Raw genomic sequence first — 19,330 nt, forward strand, 5'->3', positions numbered from 1 at the left:
GCTTTAATCCGGTTGGTGTCGGCCTTGATGCGGGTTATTTTACGGCTCCCATTTGCCATTTACTGCTGGCAGAGCAGATATATCCGGTGTTGGGTTATCGTCGTCCCACCCATGGTGCGAATCCCATCAGAAAAAAGCAGTTTATCTATAACAGTCAAAACGATACTTATACTTGCCCAAACGGGCAAACATTAATATATAAAACTACCAGCAGGGAAGGTTATCGTCATTATCATTCTGATGCAACAACCTGCAAAATCTGTCCGTTATTGTCACAGTGTACACAGAGTAAAAATACACAGAAAGTCATCACACGGCATATCTGGGAAGCAGATAAAGAGAAAGCCAACGAGATTCGTTTAAGTCAGTGGGGTAAAAAAGTCTATGCTCGGCGAAAAGAAACGATAGAGCGCAGCTTTGCTGATGCTAAACAACATCACGGACATCGCTATGCACGATTTAGAGGAAGAGCGCAGGTTCAAATGCAGTGTTTATTGGCCGCAACGGCTCAAAATATCAAGAAAATAGCGATAAAGCTATTTTTGTTACGTTTTTTTAAGCTATTTTTTAATTTATTTAATAAAATCCAAATTAAAAAGCCTATTTATGGTTTAAATAAAAAAATAAACCCAAATTATATCGAGGTTTGTCATCAATCTGAAGCCTTGATATATTCAAGGCTTTTTTCTTTTCATTAAAAATGTTTTTAACAAAATTGTTTAACAAAAAACAACCAACTAATGAATAAATTTGACATTTTCTATTGAAATTCATTTTTTTATTCCCATATAGCAATACATCAATAAATCAAACCATTATGTTAATTTATTCAATTAATACTAACTAGCGATGAACTAATAAGCTAGCGAAATGAAAAAGTTAGTTGATAACAAAGTCATTTTCGCCATTAGCATTAATTGAAATGACTAAATATGATAGAGGAACTAGTCAATGAGTAAGCAAGGTACTGAAACTCGTGGATTTCAATCTGAAGTTAAACAAATTCTACATTTAATGATTCACTCTTTATATTCAAATAAGGAGATTTTTTTAAGAGAACTCATTTCAAACGCATCTGATGCAGCCGATAAATTACGTTTTAAAGCGCTTGAAAACCCAGACCTATATGCTGGTGATGGTGAACTGGGTGTGCGCATTTCTACTAATAAAGAAGCTGGCACATTAACCATTGCTGATAATGGCATTGGTATGACCCGCGATGAAGTGATTGAAAATTTAGGGACTATTGCTAAATCAGGTACTAAAGCATTTTTGGAATCAATTGGTAGCGATCAAGCAAAAGATAGCCAACTCATTGGTCAATTTGGTGTTGGATTTTATTCAGCCTTTATTGTTGCTGACAAAGTTACAGTGAGAACGCGCGCAGCCACAGCCAAAGCTGACGAAGCGGTTATGTGGGAATCTGCTGGTGAAGGTGAATATACCATCTCTGATGATAATAAAGAAACTCGTGGTACCGAAATCACTTTACACTTAAAAGAAGACGAAAAAGAGTTTTTAGACGATTGGCGTTTGCGTTCTATTATTAGCAAATATTCTGATCACATTTCACTCCCTGTTGAAGTGCAAACCACTGACGAAGAAAGCAAAGAAGTGAAATGGGAAAAAGTCAATAAAGCTCAAGCACTTTGGACTCGTAGCAAATCTGAGGTGACCGATGACGAATATAAAGAGTTTTATAAACATTTATCGCATGATTTTGCCGATCCAATAAGCTGGAGTCATAATCGCGTTGAAGGTAAGCAAGAGTATACCAGCTTACTTTATATTCCTGCGAAAGCGCCTTGGGATTTGTGGAATCGTGATAATAAACACGGCTTAAAGCTTTACGTACAACGTGTATTTATTATGGATGATGCCGAACAATTTATGCCTAATTATTTACGCTTTGTAAAAGGTTTAATTGATTCAAACGATCTTCCATTAAATGTATCGCGTGAAATTTTGCAAGATAACAAAATCACACAAAACTTGCGTAATGCATGTACTAAGCGTGTGTTACAAATGCTTGAAAAACTGACTAAAGACGACAAAGAACAATATCAACAATTTTGGAGTGAATTTGGCTTAGTATTAAAAGAAGGTACTGGTGAAGACTTTGCAAACCGTGATGCAATCGCTAAATTACTTCGCTTTGCTTCAACGCATACCGATAGCGATGTGCAAACGGTGTCACTAGAAGATTACATTAGCCGTATGCAAGAAGGTCAAGAGAAGATCTATTACATTACCGCTGATAGCTATGGTGCGGCAAAAAATAGTCCTCATCTTGAGCTATTCCACAAAAAAGGTATTGAAGTATTATTATTATCTGATCGCATTGATGAATGGATGATGAGCAATTTAACGGAATTTGATGGTAAACAATTCCAATCAATCAGTAAATCCGACGAATCTATTGAAAAGCTTGCCGATCAAGATACAGAAGAGCAAAAACAAGTTGAAAAAGAACTTGAGCCATTTATTGAACGAGTCAAAAACACATTAGGCGATAAGGTGAAAGACGTTAAATTAACTCATCGGTTAACTGATACACCTGCAATTGTCACCACAGCCGCTGACGAAATGAGTACACAAATGGCTAAATTGTTTGCTGCTGCAGGTCAAAAAGCGCCAGAAATCAAATATACGTTTGAAATCAATCCAGATCATAAATTGGTTAAACGTATTGTCGATACGCAAGATGAAAGCGCATTTAATGACTGGGTTGAATTATTGCTTGATCAGGCTTTACTTGCGGAAAAAGGTTCGTTAAGTGATCCAAGTAAGTTTATTCAAACCATGAATAAATTATTGGCGCAATAATCAGATAATATTGCCTATATCAGCCTCGATAAGTTAGCGCTATCGAGGCTTTTTTATTCGCATTTATTCGCAAGAATCATAATATTTAAATAAATATTATGATTCTTGTCACATTTTTTTGTTTTTCTTCTTTCGATTTTTTTATGACGATTCATAATAAACCAACATAAGGAATTGATCATATCTAATGAAAGTTTATAAAATATTAAATAACAATGTTATTGTTACACTTGATGATAAAGGCAGTGAATTAATTGTCACTGGGCGTGGAATTGGGTTTAAAAAGCGTGAAGGCGATTTAATCGATCCTAGTCAGATAGAAAAGCAGTTTTCACTAGATAATAAAGTCATATTGCCAAAATTTAAAGAATTGCTTTCAGAAATCCCTTTTGAAGTATTGACGACATCTGAAGTTATCATTAATCATGCAAAAAAATGTATAGATGGCAAATTGCAAGATAGCATTTATATTTCGTTAACAGATCATATCCATTTTGCCATTGAGCGCCATAAACAAGGATTTAATATACCCAACGGTTTTTTATGGGAGATCAAAAAATTTTACCCTAAGGAGTTTCAAATTGGTTTATACGCCTTATCAATTATAAAAAAGCGGTTATCAATTGAGTTACCCGAAGACGAAGCGGGTTTTATTACTTTTCATATCATCAATGCACAATTAAATGGCACCATGCCCAATATTGTCAACATGACAAAAATCATGCGTGAAATCCTTAATATCGTAAAATATCATTTTAAATTTGAATATGATGAAGATTGTTTGTCCTATCAGCGCTTTGTTACCCATTTAAAATTTTTTGCTCACCGTATCTTAAGTCAAAACAAACAAACACAACAAGATAGCTCCTTATATGAATTAATTCGGCAAAAGTATGAGCTAGCCTATCTTTGTACTAAACAGATCGATTTACATTTAATACAACAATACCAGCACCCTTTAACTGACGATGAAAGTTTATATTTAACCATACATATCGAACGATTGCGCATGGAACTTAAAAAACAATAATGTGATATGAGTCACATTTTAATCATTATATTTCAAATCACTATGTTCATCCAGCCTAAATTATGTTAGCTTAAGTCAATCATTTTTGGATTGTTATTGCATAGTATAAAATGAATTGCTATGTGAGCAAAACCTGAGCACCTCTCTTAAAGAGGGACTTAGGTTTTTTTTTGCATAAAAAAGGATAAGGTATGAAAAATAAACAACTTGCCGAGTCAATTATTGAACTTGTAGGCGGTAAGGAAAACATTATCAGCCTAGTGCACTGTGCAACTAGACTTAGATTTGCATTAAAAGATGAATCAAAAGCAGACGCAGAAGCAATAAAAAAACAAGTTGGTGTGATTACTGTTGTACAAAGTGGTGGGCAATTTCAGGTTGTTATCGGCAATAATGTTGCAGATGTATTTAGTGATATTATGGCACTAACAAACCTTAGTGAAAAACCAGCAACGGAGACACCAGCAGGCACTAAAAAAGGTGTAATGTCAAAACTGATTGATTTAGTGTCAGGCATTTTTATTCCTGCCTTAGTGGTACTTGTCGCTGGGGGAATTTTCAAAGGAATAATTTCGATGTTACAAATGATGGAAGTTGTTACAACTAACACGCCAACTTACAACTTCTTAAATGCAATTGCCGATGCACCTTTTTATTATTTACCAATAATTCTTGGTTTTTCAGCCGTTAAAAAATTTGGCGGTAATCCTTATGTCGGTATGGCATTAGGTGGGGCGTTAGTTCATCCTAGTGTTGTTGGTATGTTAGGTAATGCTTTTGAATTAAAAACCGAGTTTTTCAGTATTCCTATTGAATTAATTCCTTATCCTTCATCGGTTTTTCCGGTAATTTTAGCAGCGTGGTTCTATTCATTATTAGAACGTAACTTTAACAAGATCATGCATGATTCGTTCAAAAAATTTATTTCACCACTATTTGGTTTGATAATTACCGTGCCATTAACTTTTGCCGCCATTGGTCCAGTAGTGTCATTTTTGAGTAATATTGTTGCTAGCGGTATCCTCTATGTTTATGAACTTAACTCCGTCATTGCTTCCATGATTTTAGCAGGGCTTTGGCAGGTAATGGTTGTTTTTGGCATCCATTGGGGATTAGTACCATTTTCGATGAACAATATCTCGCTGAAGCAAGAAGATTTTATGATCCCAATCTTATTCCCTGCGGTATTTGCCCAAGTCGGTGCTGTATTGGCGGTTATGTTACGTAGTAAAGATCAACAAGTTAGAGCGTTAGCTAGTTCTTCTGTATTATCAGGGATTTTCGGGGTAACAGAGCCAGCAATTTATGGGGTTAACTTACCACTAAAACGCCCATTTATCATCGGCTGTGTCTCCGCAATGATCGGTGGTGGTATTGTTGGTTATTTTCATTCAGTTATCTACTCATTCAGCTTTATTAGTATCTTTTCTTTCTTACAATTAATCCCACCAACAGGAATTGGCGCACAATTTTATGCAGTTCTGTTTGGTTCGATTATCTCATTTGTTATTGCCACAATCGTTACTTATCTATTTGGTATTCCAAAAGATAAAAAAGCAGACGATGCACAGCCAGCACAAAGCAATGAAGCAAATAACAAAGTTAATGAAGTTAAACAAGCCATCGTTGCTATTTCAAGCCCAATGACAGGAAAACTAATTGATTTAAAAGAAGTAAATGACCCAACTTTTGCTAGTGAATTAATGGGTAAAGGTGTCGCAATCATTCCAACAGTCGGTCAAGCAGTAGCGCCTGACGATGGTGAAGTCGTTTCACTTTTTAGAACTAAACACGCCATTGGTTTTCAAACAGATTCTGGAGCCGAACTATTAATCCATATTGGTATTGATACCGTAAAATTAGATGGGCAACATTTCCAAGCACACATCGAAGCTGGTAGTAAAGTAAAAAAAGGTGATTTATTAGTGAGCTTTGATATAGAAGCCATTAAACAAGCTGGTTTCGAAGTCACCACACCAATTATTATTACTAACAGTGATAGTTATCAAGATATACAACGTATTTTTAAACATGAAAATATACAAAGTGGAGAGGCTTTATTAGCGTTATCCCAAAATAAGGAGTAAAAATGTCAACACAATTTCCTAATAATTTTCTTTGGGGAGGTGCCATTGCCGCCAATCAGGTTGAAGGCGCTTATCGTGAAAAAGGTAAAGGCTTATCAACATCAGATTGCACACCCAATGGTTTGTTTGGTGATATTATCAATCGCAATGAAACCAAGATTTCCAGTATAAAAGACAACGCTATCGATTTTTATCATCGTTACCCAGAAGATATTGCCCTATTTGCTGAAATGGGATTTACATGTTTACGCACATCAATTGCTTGGACACGCATATTTCCGAATGGAGACGAAGAACAACCCAATGAAGCTGGGCTAGCCTTTTATGATAAATTATTTGATGAAATGGCAAAGCACAACATCACGCCATTAGTCACTTTATCACATTATGAAATGCCCTATTATCTTGTCACTCAATATGGCGGTTGGGGCAATCGTAAAGTGATCGAATTTTTTACTCGTTATGCTAAAACCGTTTTTGCACGTTATAAAGATAAAGTTAAATATTGGTTAACTTTCAATGAAATCAATATGTCATTGCATGAACCGTTTACGGGTGTAGGCTTGGATAGAAACAGCACCAAACAACAAATCTACCAAGCGATTCATCATCAATTAGTTGCCAGTAGCCGAGCGGTTAAACTTTGTCATCAAATGATCCCTGATGCCAAAATTGGCAATATGTTATTAGGTGCTGTTGCTTATCCGCTTACGCCAAAACCAGAAGATGTGTGGGCTACTCATCAGGAAAATCATGGTTGGCTATTCTTTGGCGATGTGCAAGTGCGTGGCTATTACCCAACTTATATGAATCGCTTTTTTAAAGAAAACAGCATCCACCTTGATATTACCGAGCAAGATAAAGAAGATCTGCAAGAAACGGTCGATTTTGTTTCATTTAGCTATTACATGAGTTGCTGTGCAACTTCAGATGAATCACAAAAAACTAAAGGTAACATTTTAGACATGGTTCCTAATCCTTACCTTAAAGCATCAGAATGGGGATGGCAAATCGATCCTGTTGGAATTCGTTACTTGCTTAATTTACTTTATGAACGTTATCAAAAACCATTATTTATTGTCGAAAATGGTTTAGGCGCTAAAGATAAATTAGAAGCTGATGGCACTATCAATGATGATTATCGAATAAATTATATGAATGATCATTTAGTGCAAATTCGAGAAGCCATTAATGATGGTGTTGAAGTGATGGGATACACTAGCTGGGGACCAATAGATCTTATCAGTGCATCGAAAGCAGAAGTGACTAAACGTTATGGGTTTATCTATGTAGATTTAAACCAAGATGGCTCAGGAACACTAAATCGCTATAAAAAGAAAAGCTTCTATTGGTATCAATCAGTAATTGCATCGAAAGGTGAAAATTTAAAAAAATAAGGTAATTTAAAGAGGGGGAATTGTCCATATCAATTCCCTATTTTTTCCCAATAACAATATCGCAATATGTAGCTAGACAAACAATTAGCCTAATAGAAAAATAAAAATATATTATTAATCATAATTACTATAAAACGACATTAATAAAAAATTCAACTTTAACATATTGGATTGTTACTGCTTTTAGCAAGCAAAACCTAAATATTAATTAGAGCATTGTTCTCCGATTTAACATTTAGTTTTTTTTAAATATAAAAATAAGTTAGGAAAAATAACAATGAAAATAAAATATCTAATAATGATGTTAATAGGGATATCAAGTTGTTCTATATTTGCAAATGAAACCATCAATAGCTCAATCTTAGATAATGCATTTTTTAAAGATTCTAAATTTGATTTTTCAACTCGTAATCACTGGAAGTATTTAAAAGAAAATGCCGCCCAACCAAAAGAAGTTCATAGTGCTTGGGGGCAAGCATTTACTTTTGATTATAAATCAGGCTATTTACTTGATATAATTGGTTTTGATGTAACATATAGCAATATAATTAAGTTAGGTGCGAGCGATTATTTTGTGACCCGTAATTTACTGTATAATGATGGTAAAAGCTATAACAAACACCATGCCCACGGCTTTAATAAATTTACCCAACGTTATGCAAAAGTTAAACTGGGCAATGACGCCATTAATTTCAATGGTAAAGCGGGTTGGCATAGTCTGAAAGATTTAGGTGTAATTAGTTCAACTCAGCACCTGACTCGGAATAGTTATCTTGGTTATAGTGGTATTTTTAAATATGATAATATTTACTTTTCATTAGCTTATATAAATAGCACCCTACCACGAGAATCATCTAAAAAATTACATTTTTTAACCAATGACCGTAAAAAAGTCATTAATAATATTTCCACAGCAGAAATTGCTTACAAAGATAAAAATATCACTTTAGATTATTCTTATGGCGTTGCCAAAGATTACCTAAGACGCCATGCAATTGAATTATCCTATAAGCCAATACAAAAACTCATTTTAGGTGGGCAATTCTATGGTAGCTATGCACTCGATAATTATGATGCTATGAAACAAAACAAAAAAGAGTTTGAAGATCATGCTTGGCATTATGCAACTGATGTTGAATGGAAAGAGCAAGATTGGAGTGTCAAAGTTGGATTGGCTTATACCGATGCCAATAAACACAATGCTCTAGGCCATTATAATCGACATTTAGGTAAAAATACGCGGGCGCGTTTTAATGGTCTTGCGGCTGCAGGCGCAGATTATATGCGAGACGGAGAGCTCGTACTAACCACCGTAATGAGTTACGATTTTGTTAAAGATAATAGTACAGGTTTATATATGAATTATGGCCAATTTAACTACAAACATAATACATTAAAAAATGGCGAAGTTAACGTTTTTGATATATGGAAACCAACTAGTGGCGCTTTTAAAAATTTTTCTATTTTATCAAAGGTCGGATATGGTTGGTCTTATAAAACAGTCAGTGCCTCAGACCTTACACCTAAACTTAGACACGGAAAATACCAACGTTCACCTTCACTTTCGGCGGAAACGGTAATTGATTACCGATTTAATTTATTATAAAGAGGACAAAACAATGAAAAAATTTATTATATTAATTAGCACATTAATTATTTCAATAACAACCTTATCACAAGCTTTTGCTGATGATGTATATCTCTATGTCACTCGCCATGGTAAAACTATGTTTAATAACGTACATCGTGCTCAAGGCTGGTCTGATACGCCACTAACCAAACCAGGGGTTGAAGTGGCCGAACAACTAGGACGCGGTTTAAAAGATGTTAAATTTATTTCGGCTTATTCTAGTGATTTAGGTCGAGCACGACAAACTGCCCGCATTGTTTTAGAAACTAAAGGTGACAAAATTCAAATTAATGAAATGGAAGGATTGCGTGAAGCCTGTTTTGGTGATTATGAAGGTGATCTTGATCCTAATATGTGGAATCCTGCTGCAAAATATTTAGGTTATGCATCTGATAAAGATCTAATGGATGACATGGCAAAAGGTAAAGTTACCCTAAAAAAAATGATGAATGCTATTGCTGCAGTTGAAAAATCAGGCGAAGCCGAAGACTACAATAAAGTAAAAACGCGTATGCAAGCATCATTAAAAACTATTGCTGAATCAGCCAAAGCGCAAGGTGGGGGTAATGTTTTAGTGGTCTCTCATGGCATGGCAATTATGGCTATGGTTGAAGAATGGCTAGATAAACCAATTACAGCAGGATTAGGCAACGCCAGTGTCACTAAAATTCGTTATACCGACGATGGTAAATTTATTGTTGAAAGCCTTGGAGATATGAGCTACGTCGAAAAAGGTAAAAATCAAGCAAAATAACTTCAAAATATATGGCTCACCAATGAGCCATATTCCACATTTACTATTAGCTAATAATATTAATCGATAAATTTGTAGTATTTATCGCTATAAACAAGCATAATCTAATATCGTATTTATTAAATATTACTAAAAGGCCTATATGTTTTATTTATGCAATTATTCATCTCCAGTAGGGCTAATAACCCTAGCCAGTCAACAAAATAAGTTAGTTGGGGCTTGGATTGAAGGTGAAAAATATTTTGGTCATATACTCAACACACCAACCGAAGAAAAACCTAATTTACCCATTTTTAACTCAACAAAAAAATGGCTTGATGATTATTTTTTAGGAAAGAAACCGGATCTATCTCAACTCGAACTTGCACTAAATGGCACACCTTTTCGACACCTAGTATGGGAATTTTTATGTGAAATTCCATATGGCAAGGTCACAACTTATGGCGATATCGCAAAACAGATCGCTCTTAAAACAAACAAAGCAAGCATGTCTAGCCAAGCCGTAGGTGGGGCTGTTGGTCATAATCCCATATCAATCATTATTCCCTGCCATCGAGTTATCGGTGCAAATGGCAACTTAACAGGATATGCAGGCGGGATTGATAAAAAAATAGCCCTACTTAAATACGAAGGTATAGATACCTCTCAATTTCATCTTCCAACTAAAAGTACCGCCATTTAGAGAATAAAAATTGCACTAACTTAATATTCATTGTTTTTTAAAACACTTATTTTGATACTGAGATATGAAACTACCTGAAGTTTCTTGATATGAAATAAATTTTTCGATGTACTCTTTTTAAAAGATTGAGTTCATTTGATATTAAAAAAATGACTTAATTAGTTTATACTCAAACTCGTAAACATGACTAATTAAAGCGATTAAATAATGATCTTAGCTATAGAAATTAATTATTTAACCCACTCAAATTTAAAATAATACCTACGGATAGGGAATAATGAAAATTAAAAATATACCACTTGTTTTACTTTTAATACTCTCTTCTCCTGTATTAGGTTCAACCTATGTTTACAAAGGCCATATTGCCAATAAAGAAATAACGTTATATTCAGACAGCAATTTTATCAATGCTTTTTGGGTTGATAAAGATGATCATAAACAAATACAACACCCATTATCCTCTGATTGTAAGTTTATTAGCTCATGCGATAATGTAAGCAAGCAAACTGATTTAACGCTTTATGATGATACCGATATTTATATCGATAACAATACTAACCAAATAAAGTTTAAAGACTCAATCAGTTATTTTAAATTTAATCATATATGGGCAGAACAGAACAAGGCGCCAAAAATTTTTAACCAGAATTTGATGGGTTATTGGTTTGATGGCAAGAAAAACCAACAATATACGGTAACTTTACAAAAGCAATTTGAAATAAGTAATAAAAAAGAGGATGAATTTAATCATTTAGAATTATTACAATCTGATTCATCTGATAAAGCCTATTTTACTGCGGTATTATCGAAAAAAAAACAAGAAAAAATTAGACTGGTTGGTATTAATATTTATGCCAAAAATAACCATCAATTACTACAAAAAATAAGAAATTTAAATTATAGCTACAATTACTTTAACAGTATTGAGTTAAAAGATATCAATTTTGATGGTCAACTTGATTTAGCCATTAAAAAATATCCTTCACAGTCTAGATTAGGAGACAACGAAGATTACTATATTAATGTCAATGGTAAATTTGTTGCAACAAACTTATGGGGCAGTAATATCTATTTTAACTCAAAAGATAACACAGCTACGGGTCAAAAAGATTGTTACGATTATAATGAAAAACAACAAAAGATTTTGACAACAATACAAAGTATCTACCATTATAAAAAACACCAATATATCCATATGAAAAACAGCTGTCAGTTAAAAAATATTGATACCAACCAAGACAGACAATGCAATGACAATGAATATAATAATTGTTTGCTAAAAAGAAATAATATTCATTTTGATAATCCCCACTACATTGATGAGGATAATATACTCTATAAAAATATGGTATGGTATAAAGGTAAAATGATTGATGGCTATGTATATGATGATGATTAATTTAAATGGCTACAACTTAGTGTAAGATATATTATAAAGATGAAAACATTACATATTGATCTTATTGATATCATTAATAATGGCGGTTTTTTAAAAAGCTTACCTTGTTTAAAAAGAGAGGCTTTTCTTCATCATTGCCAAATAGAAACAATGAAACCAGCAATTTTATACACGGCTAAAATAGGGATTTTGATATCGAAATAGGCATATCCCAAAAAGGGGATAACAACTACGAACTACTTAACTTATCAGAGGATAAACAAGCCTTGAGTGATATAGCTATTGATGATAAAAATGGAATAATGAAAACCAATTTTAATGATTTGTTATCCTCTAATATCATTCAATCATTACCAAAGTATACAGTAAACCATATAGATGATATAGGACAAATTTAAATACTTTTCTACAGTGGAAGCACGCTAATTTATCAAAATACTAATTTACCGCCAGTATTGATATCAAACACATTAACAGTGGAGATTTTTTAAATTTAAAATTCGTTAACCAACCATTAACATATTACCTAATCTATTGATTTTAAATTCTGTTAATAAACTTTGGTTTATTACGCTGACCAAAGTTCGCAATGACGAATAAGATGAAGCAAGCAAAATGGATAAGCCAAACTCACTTGCATAGTTATTTAAATATTACAGTTCTATTGGATGTAATATCACTTTATCAGGCGTAGTAAAAAATGAGACATAAGCGCCAACTTCACATGTGTCAGATGTTTCTATAAAAACAATATCATTTGCAACTGACAAAACTAAAACCCCTTTATCTTCACAAGATATTACTTTTGCATTAAACACGATGTTGTTATCAATCAAATTGATGTAAGCTTCATGTTTTTTGCCAAGTGTTATATTTCTACTCCATTGAAAAAAATCGTTAATATCTAATTCAACATGATAAGCCACGTTTAATAATGGTTTATTTTCCCCCAAATAGCAACGCCATAACCTAAGTCAGATTCAAACTCAACTAAACGCTTGTCTATTCTATTTTTTAAAGTAATTTTCATTTTGGTAATACGATTTTAATCTCTCTATTATCAACATCTATTACACTAGCAAATTGCATAAATTAATATTTTTTCATGATAAAGATGTCATACTATCTAAACCCTTACAAGACATTTAGGTATTATAAATGATTCGCCATTCTTCGGTTATGCTTCTTGCTTGATTGAGATTATTAACATCAAATTTGATGTAATCAATTAGTTTCGCACTCAAACGGTATAGAATACTGAATATTTTTTATAAAAATATAAATCCCAAAAGAAATAAATAAAATCTTTAACGTAAAATTGATGAGTAAATGGAAAAAGATTTAGGTATAGCTAATTTACATAATGGATAAAATGATATTGTTAACCTTGGTAGTAAACATATCAGGCATACAAAATCAACAAAATATGACAATTATCAAAAACGACTCTTGTATGATCCTTATATAACTAGCCATCTAGATTTTCAATGCTTTAACAAAAATCGTTACTTGGACTTCTTTTAATATGGATATAATTTGGTGTTCTGTCATTTTTTCACAACTAAATCCGCTATTATTTCTACCATTAAAGATATTCTACTTTTAGCTGTACCATTTTAGGCAAGCATTACGTAAACTTGCGTATTAATATTTATCTGAATAGAGACTTAATTCCCAGCATTTACCTAATTTAGGTTTGATATTTTCACTATATTTAGTAGCAATTAATCCTCCTCAATGCATTTATCATTAATAATCGATAGCACACTGAATTGATTAAATTGCTTTTTTAATGTGTTATATTTATCTAGCTTATCAACATTTTTTCCATTGATAAAAGAAGCTTCAATCAGTGTATTGAACTGTTTATATTCTTCATTCAACCACTCATTGGATAGTGAAATATAATTATCTTTAATAGTCAATTTATCCGCATAAGCTCCAGAGTAAGAAAAGTACACGCCAAAATAAAAACTATCATGTTCACAGAAAGTTATATCTAATTGACTATTCAAAAATTCACTTATTTCTTCTTTAGATTTATCACTACCGTATGTTACAAAGTATGATTTTTTCATTTATCACTCATCATATATCTTAGAAAGCCATGTAAAAAAACCACAAACTCAACTAACTTTGTTAAGGGGATATGTGCTATTTCTAAGTGATTAATTCGCCATTTTAGGCAAGATCAAGCTAATAAATTTAACAATTATCACAAAAGCCCATCTTCTTTAAATTTAGCAAGCACTTTGCGCCCTTTGTCAGAAAGCTCTAGTTTTTTAAGATAACTAGCAATCATGTTTTTTGGTAAACCCCAAAAAACTTTAGGATATACCAACCAAAAGCCTAATGTTTCATCAGGAAAAGGAATGTTAGGATTATTATATTCATCTTCATCAGGATCATAATCGTCCTCGGCTTCACTTTTAATAATCATTGATAAAAAGGTATCAAACGAATTTGTAACAAACTTCAGATTAGTATTTTGTTCTAGATAACCGCCTTTTACAGACATATCAAAATAAAGATCATTCACTTCATGATCCCAATAATAAACTTCGCCATTTGGGCTTAAGCAAAGCAAATCGCCGTAATTAAGCGTTGCTACGGCAAAATAATCCTCAGGTATCCTATTTAAATAGACATCGTTGGTAGCTAATAAATCTTCTCTATCTTCCTTTGAAAAACCCAAAATGACCTCTAAGGGCAATGATTCGCCCTCACAATCAATACAGTAGTCAATATTGGCTTCATTATCAAAAACAACAACATTATATTTTTTCAAAAAATCAATATAAGCATTGCTTGAAGGTGTTTTTAATTTTAACGCTGAAATGCGTTTATCTATATTTTTAGGAACACTATATTTTGATTTAAACACTCTAACTCCTGAAATACTGCTTAATATAAAGACTGGCACGCCTACATGTTAAAAGTGATAATATGATTTGTACCAATAAAATATCATTTAATGCACATTAAAATTAATTTGCACTATATATATTTTGCTATTACTTTACTATGACAGGTATTGTTTGTGTTTTTGGGCTTGGTACTGACGTATCTATTTTTAACTCAGGTAGTTCAACATTTTGGTCTGTTACTTTTACTTTTGTTTTTGTCGATTTATTATTTACCTTTTTATTTGTAGATTTAGAGGATTTTGTTGATACACCATCTAAACGTACATAGAAGATATTCTTTTGTCCATTATCACAAAATCCAACGAGCTTTCCTTCATGCTGTTGTTGCGATTGATCGGTTGGCACGAGTTTCAATTGAAATTTAGCCTGATCAACACCGTTGTTTTTAATTTTTTCAGCAATTTTGCCACTCACTTCATCACAATTTGATGCTAAAGACAACATAGGCAATCCAAGTAAAAATATACCAATTATTTTTTTCATTCCTTTCATTCCTTTCTATGTAGTTTGATTAGTATGGGTATTATAACCTATTAGATAAATAGATAAACTGTATATTTTTATTCAATTATTTTCTAGCAAAAGCCTAGTTGACCAGAATAAATCTAAAAAATCTTATATTTTATTAATCTTATTTAAAAAGATTTCATCTGCTGGATTTTCCTATGTTATTTACACATTCTGGTTAAAATAAAATTCAATTTTGATTGATTTTATTTGCTTGGTAAAGTTTAATAAAAGTATACTCAACTGTTATTTGTATTCAGCGCCATTATCTGAGTAAATACCATCAACGGTATGAGGGTATTTGTGCTAATGTAACTATCCCCCTAAAATAACACGGCCAAAAGTAGAAAATCCTCGCTGTTTTCAAGTAAGGATTTTTATAATGATGATCGCTTAATGATAAGTAATAAATTATGGTTTAATATAATGTAACAAATTAAATCATTAATCTTTTATATCACGCTATAAATTTAATACTGAGTATACAAATAGTTTTTCATTGTTATTTGCTTTATCATAATGATATGTGATTGGTTTATCATAAATTACATAAGCATAAATTTTACAATGAATAATCATTCATCCCATGTGGATAGCTCAAAATCTCATCCAAATTCAAATTATTTTTTGCTAAGTAACTAAATAAATCATCGATTGAATTGATATATTTAAATTCGCCAACCCATTCGTAGCAAGGATCAAATCCATTTTCAATATCTTCCATTAAAAAAGAATTCTGACGGACTTTAAATTTAGCTTCCGATTTTTCACATATCTTCTTTTTATATTCAGGCAAAAAATTTGCATCCCAATCCATTACGAATCACCCCTTTACAAAGTAAATGAAGGATCAACCTGAATTTGCAAGCTAATCTCAAGCCAAAATCCAAGCGCTTTATCATTATAAATCAATTAATTAAATAAAACATCTCCTTATAAAAGATGGGTGAGATTGTCTTTGTGCATTATATGCACTCCTATATTTATGGATCCCATTGGAAAAAGATATGTATAATTTTGCCACTCTTTTCGTGTATTTGAAGATGGGGTTGAATTCCATCTGGATTCTTTAAAAGCGCGATTAAATTTTTAGCAGAAAGGCCTTTTTCACCAGTCATATTTAAATATTTATCACCTAAATTGTAATAGTCTTTATTTAATCTGACGCTTGAATTATTTTATAACACAAAAAGTAGAGTCAGAAATAAATCAAACAGCAAAAATCATCAAACCAAAATTAGCACTTTTAGAATTAGACAAGCAACTTGGTAACGTTCAACAAGCCTATAAAGTCATGGGATATAGTCAAGATAGTTATTATCGCTTTAAAAAACTGTATGACCAAGAAAGAGAGCTTGCTCTTCAAGAAATCAGTCGTAAAAAACCTATCGAAAAAAATCGGGTAGAGCCACATATTGAACAAGCTGTTGTCAATATGGCCTATGAATATCCTGCTTATGGCCAACATCAGGGTCCAATCAATTCCGTCAACAAGGGATATTATTTTCAGGCAGTGGTGCACGTTCAATTTGGCTACGTCACGATTTAGCAAGTTTTAAAAAGCACCTAATCGCCTTAGAAACCAAAGCGACACAAGAAGGTTATGTATTGACAGAAAACCAATTGCGAGCACTAGAAAAAGCTAAATTATCACGTTAAGCCATGGTGAAATAGAAGCGCAACATTTGTTAAAATAAATTCCGATGAGTAGTTAGTGTTTGTCAGATTAAGTTTGAGCTACTACACACCATATTTAATATGGTGTCAAAATTCTACATATTGGCCATATGATAAAAGCTAAAAAATAGTTCAAACTTGCGTTTTCTATCTTTTTGAATCGCTAAATATTTGCTTTTTATGTCACATCACCATAAAAAGCACTAACACAACCCTTACCAAAATATTATACGTTGCCCCAGCTATCATTTTTTGTTTTGGTAATATTGTGCTGTTCATATTGTTCTGGCAATACCCAGTCCTTAGCTGAACGACCACGCATACAATAATAATAGATTTCAATATATTCAAATAGTGCTTTGTTGGTTAGCATCCTCGGTCACTGCGAACGAGCATATTTTTAAGAAAGTAACGCCGAAACAAAGCTTGCTTTAATGTATTACAGACTAAATGACGGTCTAGATAACGACTCGTTTGCCTAGATTTTCGATATTATGAGAGTTGATATTCCCCCATAAAATCGTTCAGGTAGAGCATTGATTTTATTTAGTTTTTTTGATTTAATAATTTTTATAAAATCAAGTACTTATAGTTTAATTTATGTTTTTATTGTGATGTTTTTTGGAGTTTTTCCACCATTACAAAGTGCTGACAACTGCAACAGGATAGCAAAGAGACCATTTTATCCCAGCTAAAGCAAAAAATTGCTAAGAAAATCGCTCTATTTTCTTAGCTCATACATTGCTATTAAAGCTATTTATTTAACTCATTTAACCAAAAGCCTAAAGCGTTCGAAACCATAATGAATAAAAATAATCATTGAAGTTTACTCTTTTAATAAATTGCCAACTATTGAAAATATAATTCCCCCTAGCATTTAAGGACTAAACCATAATGGTTAATTAGCAGCACAAAGCACGTTCCTACTAGCTCTCAGACCAAGCACATCACCGTCGTCCGAGTCAACACCGAATAAATAATTATTGCCTATATCACTAGTCCAGTAGTTACGGTCGACAAAGTCCGCATTGGTATAATGAAGCATGTCGCCCCACTCAGTAAAAAAGCCTGCGCCAATTCGACGCTGATAATGATTACCAGATGATGATGGTATGGCGCCGACAGAACCTTGACACCAGTGACCTGACCACTTACCCGAACAAACCGCATTAGTTAAATCCCTTACCTGTGGAAAACGATAACCTAAATGACTACACCAAGAGGCTTGATTAGAAGCGTCATTAGATCGAGATCCACGATTAACGAACCACTGCTTCAACTCAAACCCATACTTAACGACCACACTACCTTGACTATCTCTCCCCACTAACTCAAATGTTTGAGGCAAGGTTGGCTTGCTAAGTGGACTTGGGGAATCTGAGCTTTTTTGGTTATCACTTGCCCTAGGACCCGTTAGCGTAACGCGTATTACCTCTACTGAATGATTGGATATCCAATCATCGCTTGCATTTGGTAATGTCCTTGTTACAGTAGCTGTTATTCCCCCATGCGTAACAGAAGCCCAAGTCAACTGGCGACCTCCTCCTATGTCTAAATCAAAGTACAAGCCATCTGCACCTGTTGTCGGAAAATTTAATTCGTAAAATGTTGGATTAGTTGATTGAACTAGAAATCCTTTAGTTGGATTCCAAATATTAGGTGGACCAGCGTAATCACCTGTACCATAGGTTAGATTGGGTCTTACATAACAGATTTTAGGAGGTAAATTTGGGCTGATGTAGTACTCCACCGATTGACGGTGGAAATAATTTGTATCTGGTACACCGTACTGTGTTTTTAAAAATCCCGCTGTACTACTTAACATCACCTTATAAGGTGCTTTACAAATATCTAAAATATCATTACGACTAACAGCATTACCATTTTTATCGAAAAAATAAGCAGATAGATTTCCTTTTGCGGTTACGCCATTTACTCCCTGACCATCACCATCATCATCGCCCCAATAATGATAAGTGTTCACTATATCATTTAAACTGACTGAATCAACTGATGAGGGAATCAACATGTGAATATCGCTTAAAGTACTTCCTTTAGGTAAAGTTATTGGATTTGTTACGCTTGATGTATTGGTTGATGGAGTAACTATTGTTCCATCCGATAGAGTGATATTCAATAAATCCTCGGTTGTGATCACTTTAGTTTTACCACCATCAAATGTTAAATATGGTGCACTACCTTGTATAACATTACTAGTATGCACCGTTAATGCCTGCGAATTGGGCGAATACGACAATAACAACAATGGTCCTAATACCAACGGGATTTTTGTAAATAATTCTATGGATAATTTCGATGATAAAAATGAGGCAAGTGTAAAAACTCGTCTAACGTAGTTATTTGATAAATTTAAGACATAGGTTTGCCATGTCTGGTGTCTGGTGTCTGGTGTC

The 19,330-nt window shown here is 33.2% G+C and carries 16 protein-coding genes and 2 pseudogenes; 11 read left to right on the forward strand and 7 right to left on the reverse strand.

Going from position 1 to position 19,330, the window contains the following annotated elements:
* The 10 genes from A9G41_RS02680 to A9G41_RS14175 form a co-directional block, all read left to right on the forward strand.
* On the forward strand, positions 1–698 hold a 698-nt coding region (locus tag A9G41_RS02680), incomplete at its 5' end, for a transposase (RefSeq protein ID WP_257005120.1).
* A 253-nt stretch (positions 699–951) separates the two neighbouring features.
* Positions 952–2,826 (forward strand): molecular chaperone HtpG, encoded by a 1,875-nt coding sequence (gene htpG / locus A9G41_RS02685; RefSeq protein WP_075539307.1) that lies wholly within the window; start codon positions 952–954, stop codon positions 2,824–2,826.
* A 187-nt stretch (positions 2,827–3,013) separates the two neighbouring features.
* Positions 3,014–3,856: a BglG family transcription antiterminator LicT gene (gene licT / locus A9G41_RS02690; protein WP_065583388.1), complete on the forward strand. Its 843-nt coding sequence runs from the start codon at positions 3,014–3,016 to the stop codon at positions 3,854–3,856.
* 191 nt (positions 3,857–4,047) lie between these two features.
* Positions 4,048–5,943 carry a beta-glucoside-specific PTS transporter subunit IIABC gene (locus A9G41_RS02695; RefSeq protein ID WP_075539308.1) on the forward strand — a complete coding sequence of 632 codons (1,896 nt, stop codon included), beginning with the start codon at positions 4,048–4,050 and terminating at the stop codon, positions 5,941–5,943.
* Positions 5,944–5,945: 2 nt separating this feature from the next.
* Positions 5,946–7,340: a glycoside hydrolase family 1 protein gene (locus A9G41_RS02700; RefSeq protein WP_075539309.1), complete on the forward strand. Its 1,395-nt coding sequence runs from the start codon at positions 5,946–5,948 to the stop codon at positions 7,338–7,340.
* A 277-nt stretch (positions 7,341–7,617) separates the two neighbouring features.
* A complete protein-coding gene (locus A9G41_RS02705) occupies positions 7,618–8,946 on the forward strand; it encodes an OprD family outer membrane porin (RefSeq protein WP_075539310.1) in 1,329 nt (442 codons plus the stop codon).
* A gap of 13 nt (positions 8,947–8,959) precedes the next feature.
* On the forward strand, positions 8,960–9,724 hold the full coding sequence (locus A9G41_RS02710; protein WP_075539312.1) for a histidine phosphatase family protein: 765 nt from the start codon (positions 8,960–8,962) through the stop codon (positions 9,722–9,724).
* Between the two features lie 142 nt (positions 9,725–9,866).
* Complete coding sequence (locus A9G41_RS02715) at positions 9,867–10,406, forward strand: methylated-DNA--[protein]-cysteine S-methyltransferase (protein ID WP_065653239.1); 540 nt, start codon at positions 9,867–9,869, stop codon at positions 10,404–10,406.
* Between the two features lie 277 nt (positions 10,407–10,683).
* Complete coding sequence (locus A9G41_RS02720; protein WP_065583393.1) at positions 10,684–11,805, forward strand: hypothetical protein; 1,122 nt, start codon at positions 10,684–10,686, stop codon at positions 11,803–11,805.
* Positions 11,806–11,844: 39 nt separating this feature from the next.
* Positions 11,845–12,009, forward strand: coding sequence for a hypothetical protein (locus A9G41_RS14175; protein WP_176700505.1), 165 nt, complete (start codon positions 11,845–11,847; stop codon positions 12,007–12,009).
* Between the two features lie 449 nt (positions 12,010–12,458).
* Here A9G41_RS14175 and A9G41_RS02725 read toward each other — a convergent pair whose 3' ends face one another.
* From A9G41_RS02725 to A9G41_RS02745, 5 genes are all read right to left on the reverse strand, one after another.
* Positions 12,459–12,758 (reverse strand): hypothetical protein, encoded by a 300-nt coding sequence (locus A9G41_RS02725; RefSeq protein WP_065583394.1) that lies wholly within the window; start codon positions 12,756–12,758, stop codon positions 12,459–12,461.
* 771 nt (positions 12,759–13,529) lie between these two features.
* A complete protein-coding gene (locus A9G41_RS02730) occupies positions 13,530–13,883 on the reverse strand; it encodes a hypothetical protein (RefSeq protein WP_065583395.1) in 354 nt (117 codons plus the stop codon).
* Between the two features lie 137 nt (positions 13,884–14,020).
* The gene (locus A9G41_RS02735; RefSeq protein ID WP_065583396.1) at positions 14,021–14,689 is read right to left on the reverse strand and encodes an SMI1/KNR4 family protein; all 669 of its coding nucleotides are present in this window, start codon (positions 14,687–14,689) and stop codon (positions 14,021–14,023) included.
* Between the two features lie 130 nt (positions 14,690–14,819).
* Positions 14,820–15,215, reverse strand: coding sequence for a DUF1161 domain-containing protein (locus A9G41_RS02740; RefSeq protein WP_075539311.1), 396 nt, complete (start codon positions 15,213–15,215; stop codon positions 14,820–14,822).
* A 586-nt stretch (positions 15,216–15,801) separates the two neighbouring features.
* Positions 15,802–16,056: a hypothetical protein gene (locus A9G41_RS02745; RefSeq protein WP_065583398.1), complete on the reverse strand. Its 255-nt coding sequence runs from the start codon at positions 16,054–16,056 to the stop codon at positions 15,802–15,804.
* Positions 16,057–16,443: 387 nt separating this feature from the next.
* Here A9G41_RS02745 and A9G41_RS02750 point away from each other — a divergent pair.
* Positions 16,444–16,924, forward strand: a pseudogene (locus A9G41_RS02750) (helix-turn-helix domain-containing protein); the annotation flags it as partial.
* A 218-nt stretch (positions 16,925–17,142) separates the two neighbouring features.
* On the opposite strand, the gene A9G41_RS14180 reads toward A9G41_RS02750, so the two are convergent.
* Positions 17,143–17,289, reverse strand: coding sequence for a hypothetical protein (locus tag A9G41_RS14180; protein ID WP_179854671.1), 147 nt, complete (start codon positions 17,287–17,289; stop codon positions 17,143–17,145).
* A gap of 525 nt (positions 17,290–17,814) precedes the next feature.
* Positions 17,815–19,330: pseudogene (locus A9G41_RS02755) on the reverse strand (hypothetical protein); the annotation flags it as partial.

It is taken from the genome of Gilliamella sp. Nev5-1, assembly GCF_001690895.1.
Lineage (GTDB): Bacteria > Pseudomonadota > Gammaproteobacteria > Enterobacterales > Orbaceae > Gilliamella > Gilliamella apicola_C.

Bases quoted from the DNA above. Each gene is read 5' to 3' on its own strand.
- htpG (WP_075539307.1), top strand. From the start codon at position 952: ATGAGTAAGCAAGGTACTGAAACTCGTGGATTTCAATCTGAAGTTAAA.
- licT (WP_065583388.1), top strand. From the start codon at position 3,014: ATGAAAGTTTATAAAATATTAAATAACAATGTTATTGTTACACTTGAT.
- A9G41_RS02695 (WP_075539308.1), top strand. From the start codon at position 4,048: ATGAAAAATAAACAACTTGCCGAGTCAATTATTGAACTTGTAGGCGGT.
- A9G41_RS02700 (WP_075539309.1), top strand. From the start codon at position 5,946: ATGTCAACACAATTTCCTAATAATTTTCTTTGGGGAGGTGCCATTGCC.
- A9G41_RS02705 (WP_075539310.1), top strand. From the start codon at position 7,618: ATGAAAATAAAATATCTAATAATGATGTTAATAGGGATATCAAGTTGT.
- A9G41_RS02710 (WP_075539312.1), top strand. From the start codon at position 8,960: ATGAAAAAATTTATTATATTAATTAGCACATTAATTATTTCAATAACA.
- A9G41_RS02715 (WP_065653239.1), top strand. From the start codon at position 9,867: ATGTTTTATTTATGCAATTATTCATCTCCAGTAGGGCTAATAACCCTA.
- A9G41_RS02720 (WP_065583393.1), top strand. From the start codon at position 10,684: ATGAAAATTAAAAATATACCACTTGTTTTACTTTTAATACTCTCTTCT.
- A9G41_RS14175 (WP_176700505.1), top strand. From the start codon at position 11,845: ATGAAAACATTACATATTGATCTTATTGATATCATTAATAATGGCGGT.
- A9G41_RS02730 (WP_065583395.1), bottom strand. From the start codon at position 13,883: ATGAAAAAATCATACTTTGTAACATACGGTAGTGATAAATCTAAAGAA.
- A9G41_RS02740 (WP_075539311.1), bottom strand. From the start codon at position 15,215: ATGAAAAAAATAATTGGTATATTTTTACTTGGATTGCCTATGTTGTCT.
- A9G41_RS02745 (WP_065583398.1), bottom strand. From the start codon at position 16,056: ATGGATTGGGATGCAAATTTTTTGCCTGAATATAAAAAGAAGATATGT.
- A9G41_RS14180 (WP_179854671.1), bottom strand. From the start codon at position 17,289: ATGCTAACCAACAAAGCACTATTTGAATATATTGAAATCTATTATTAT.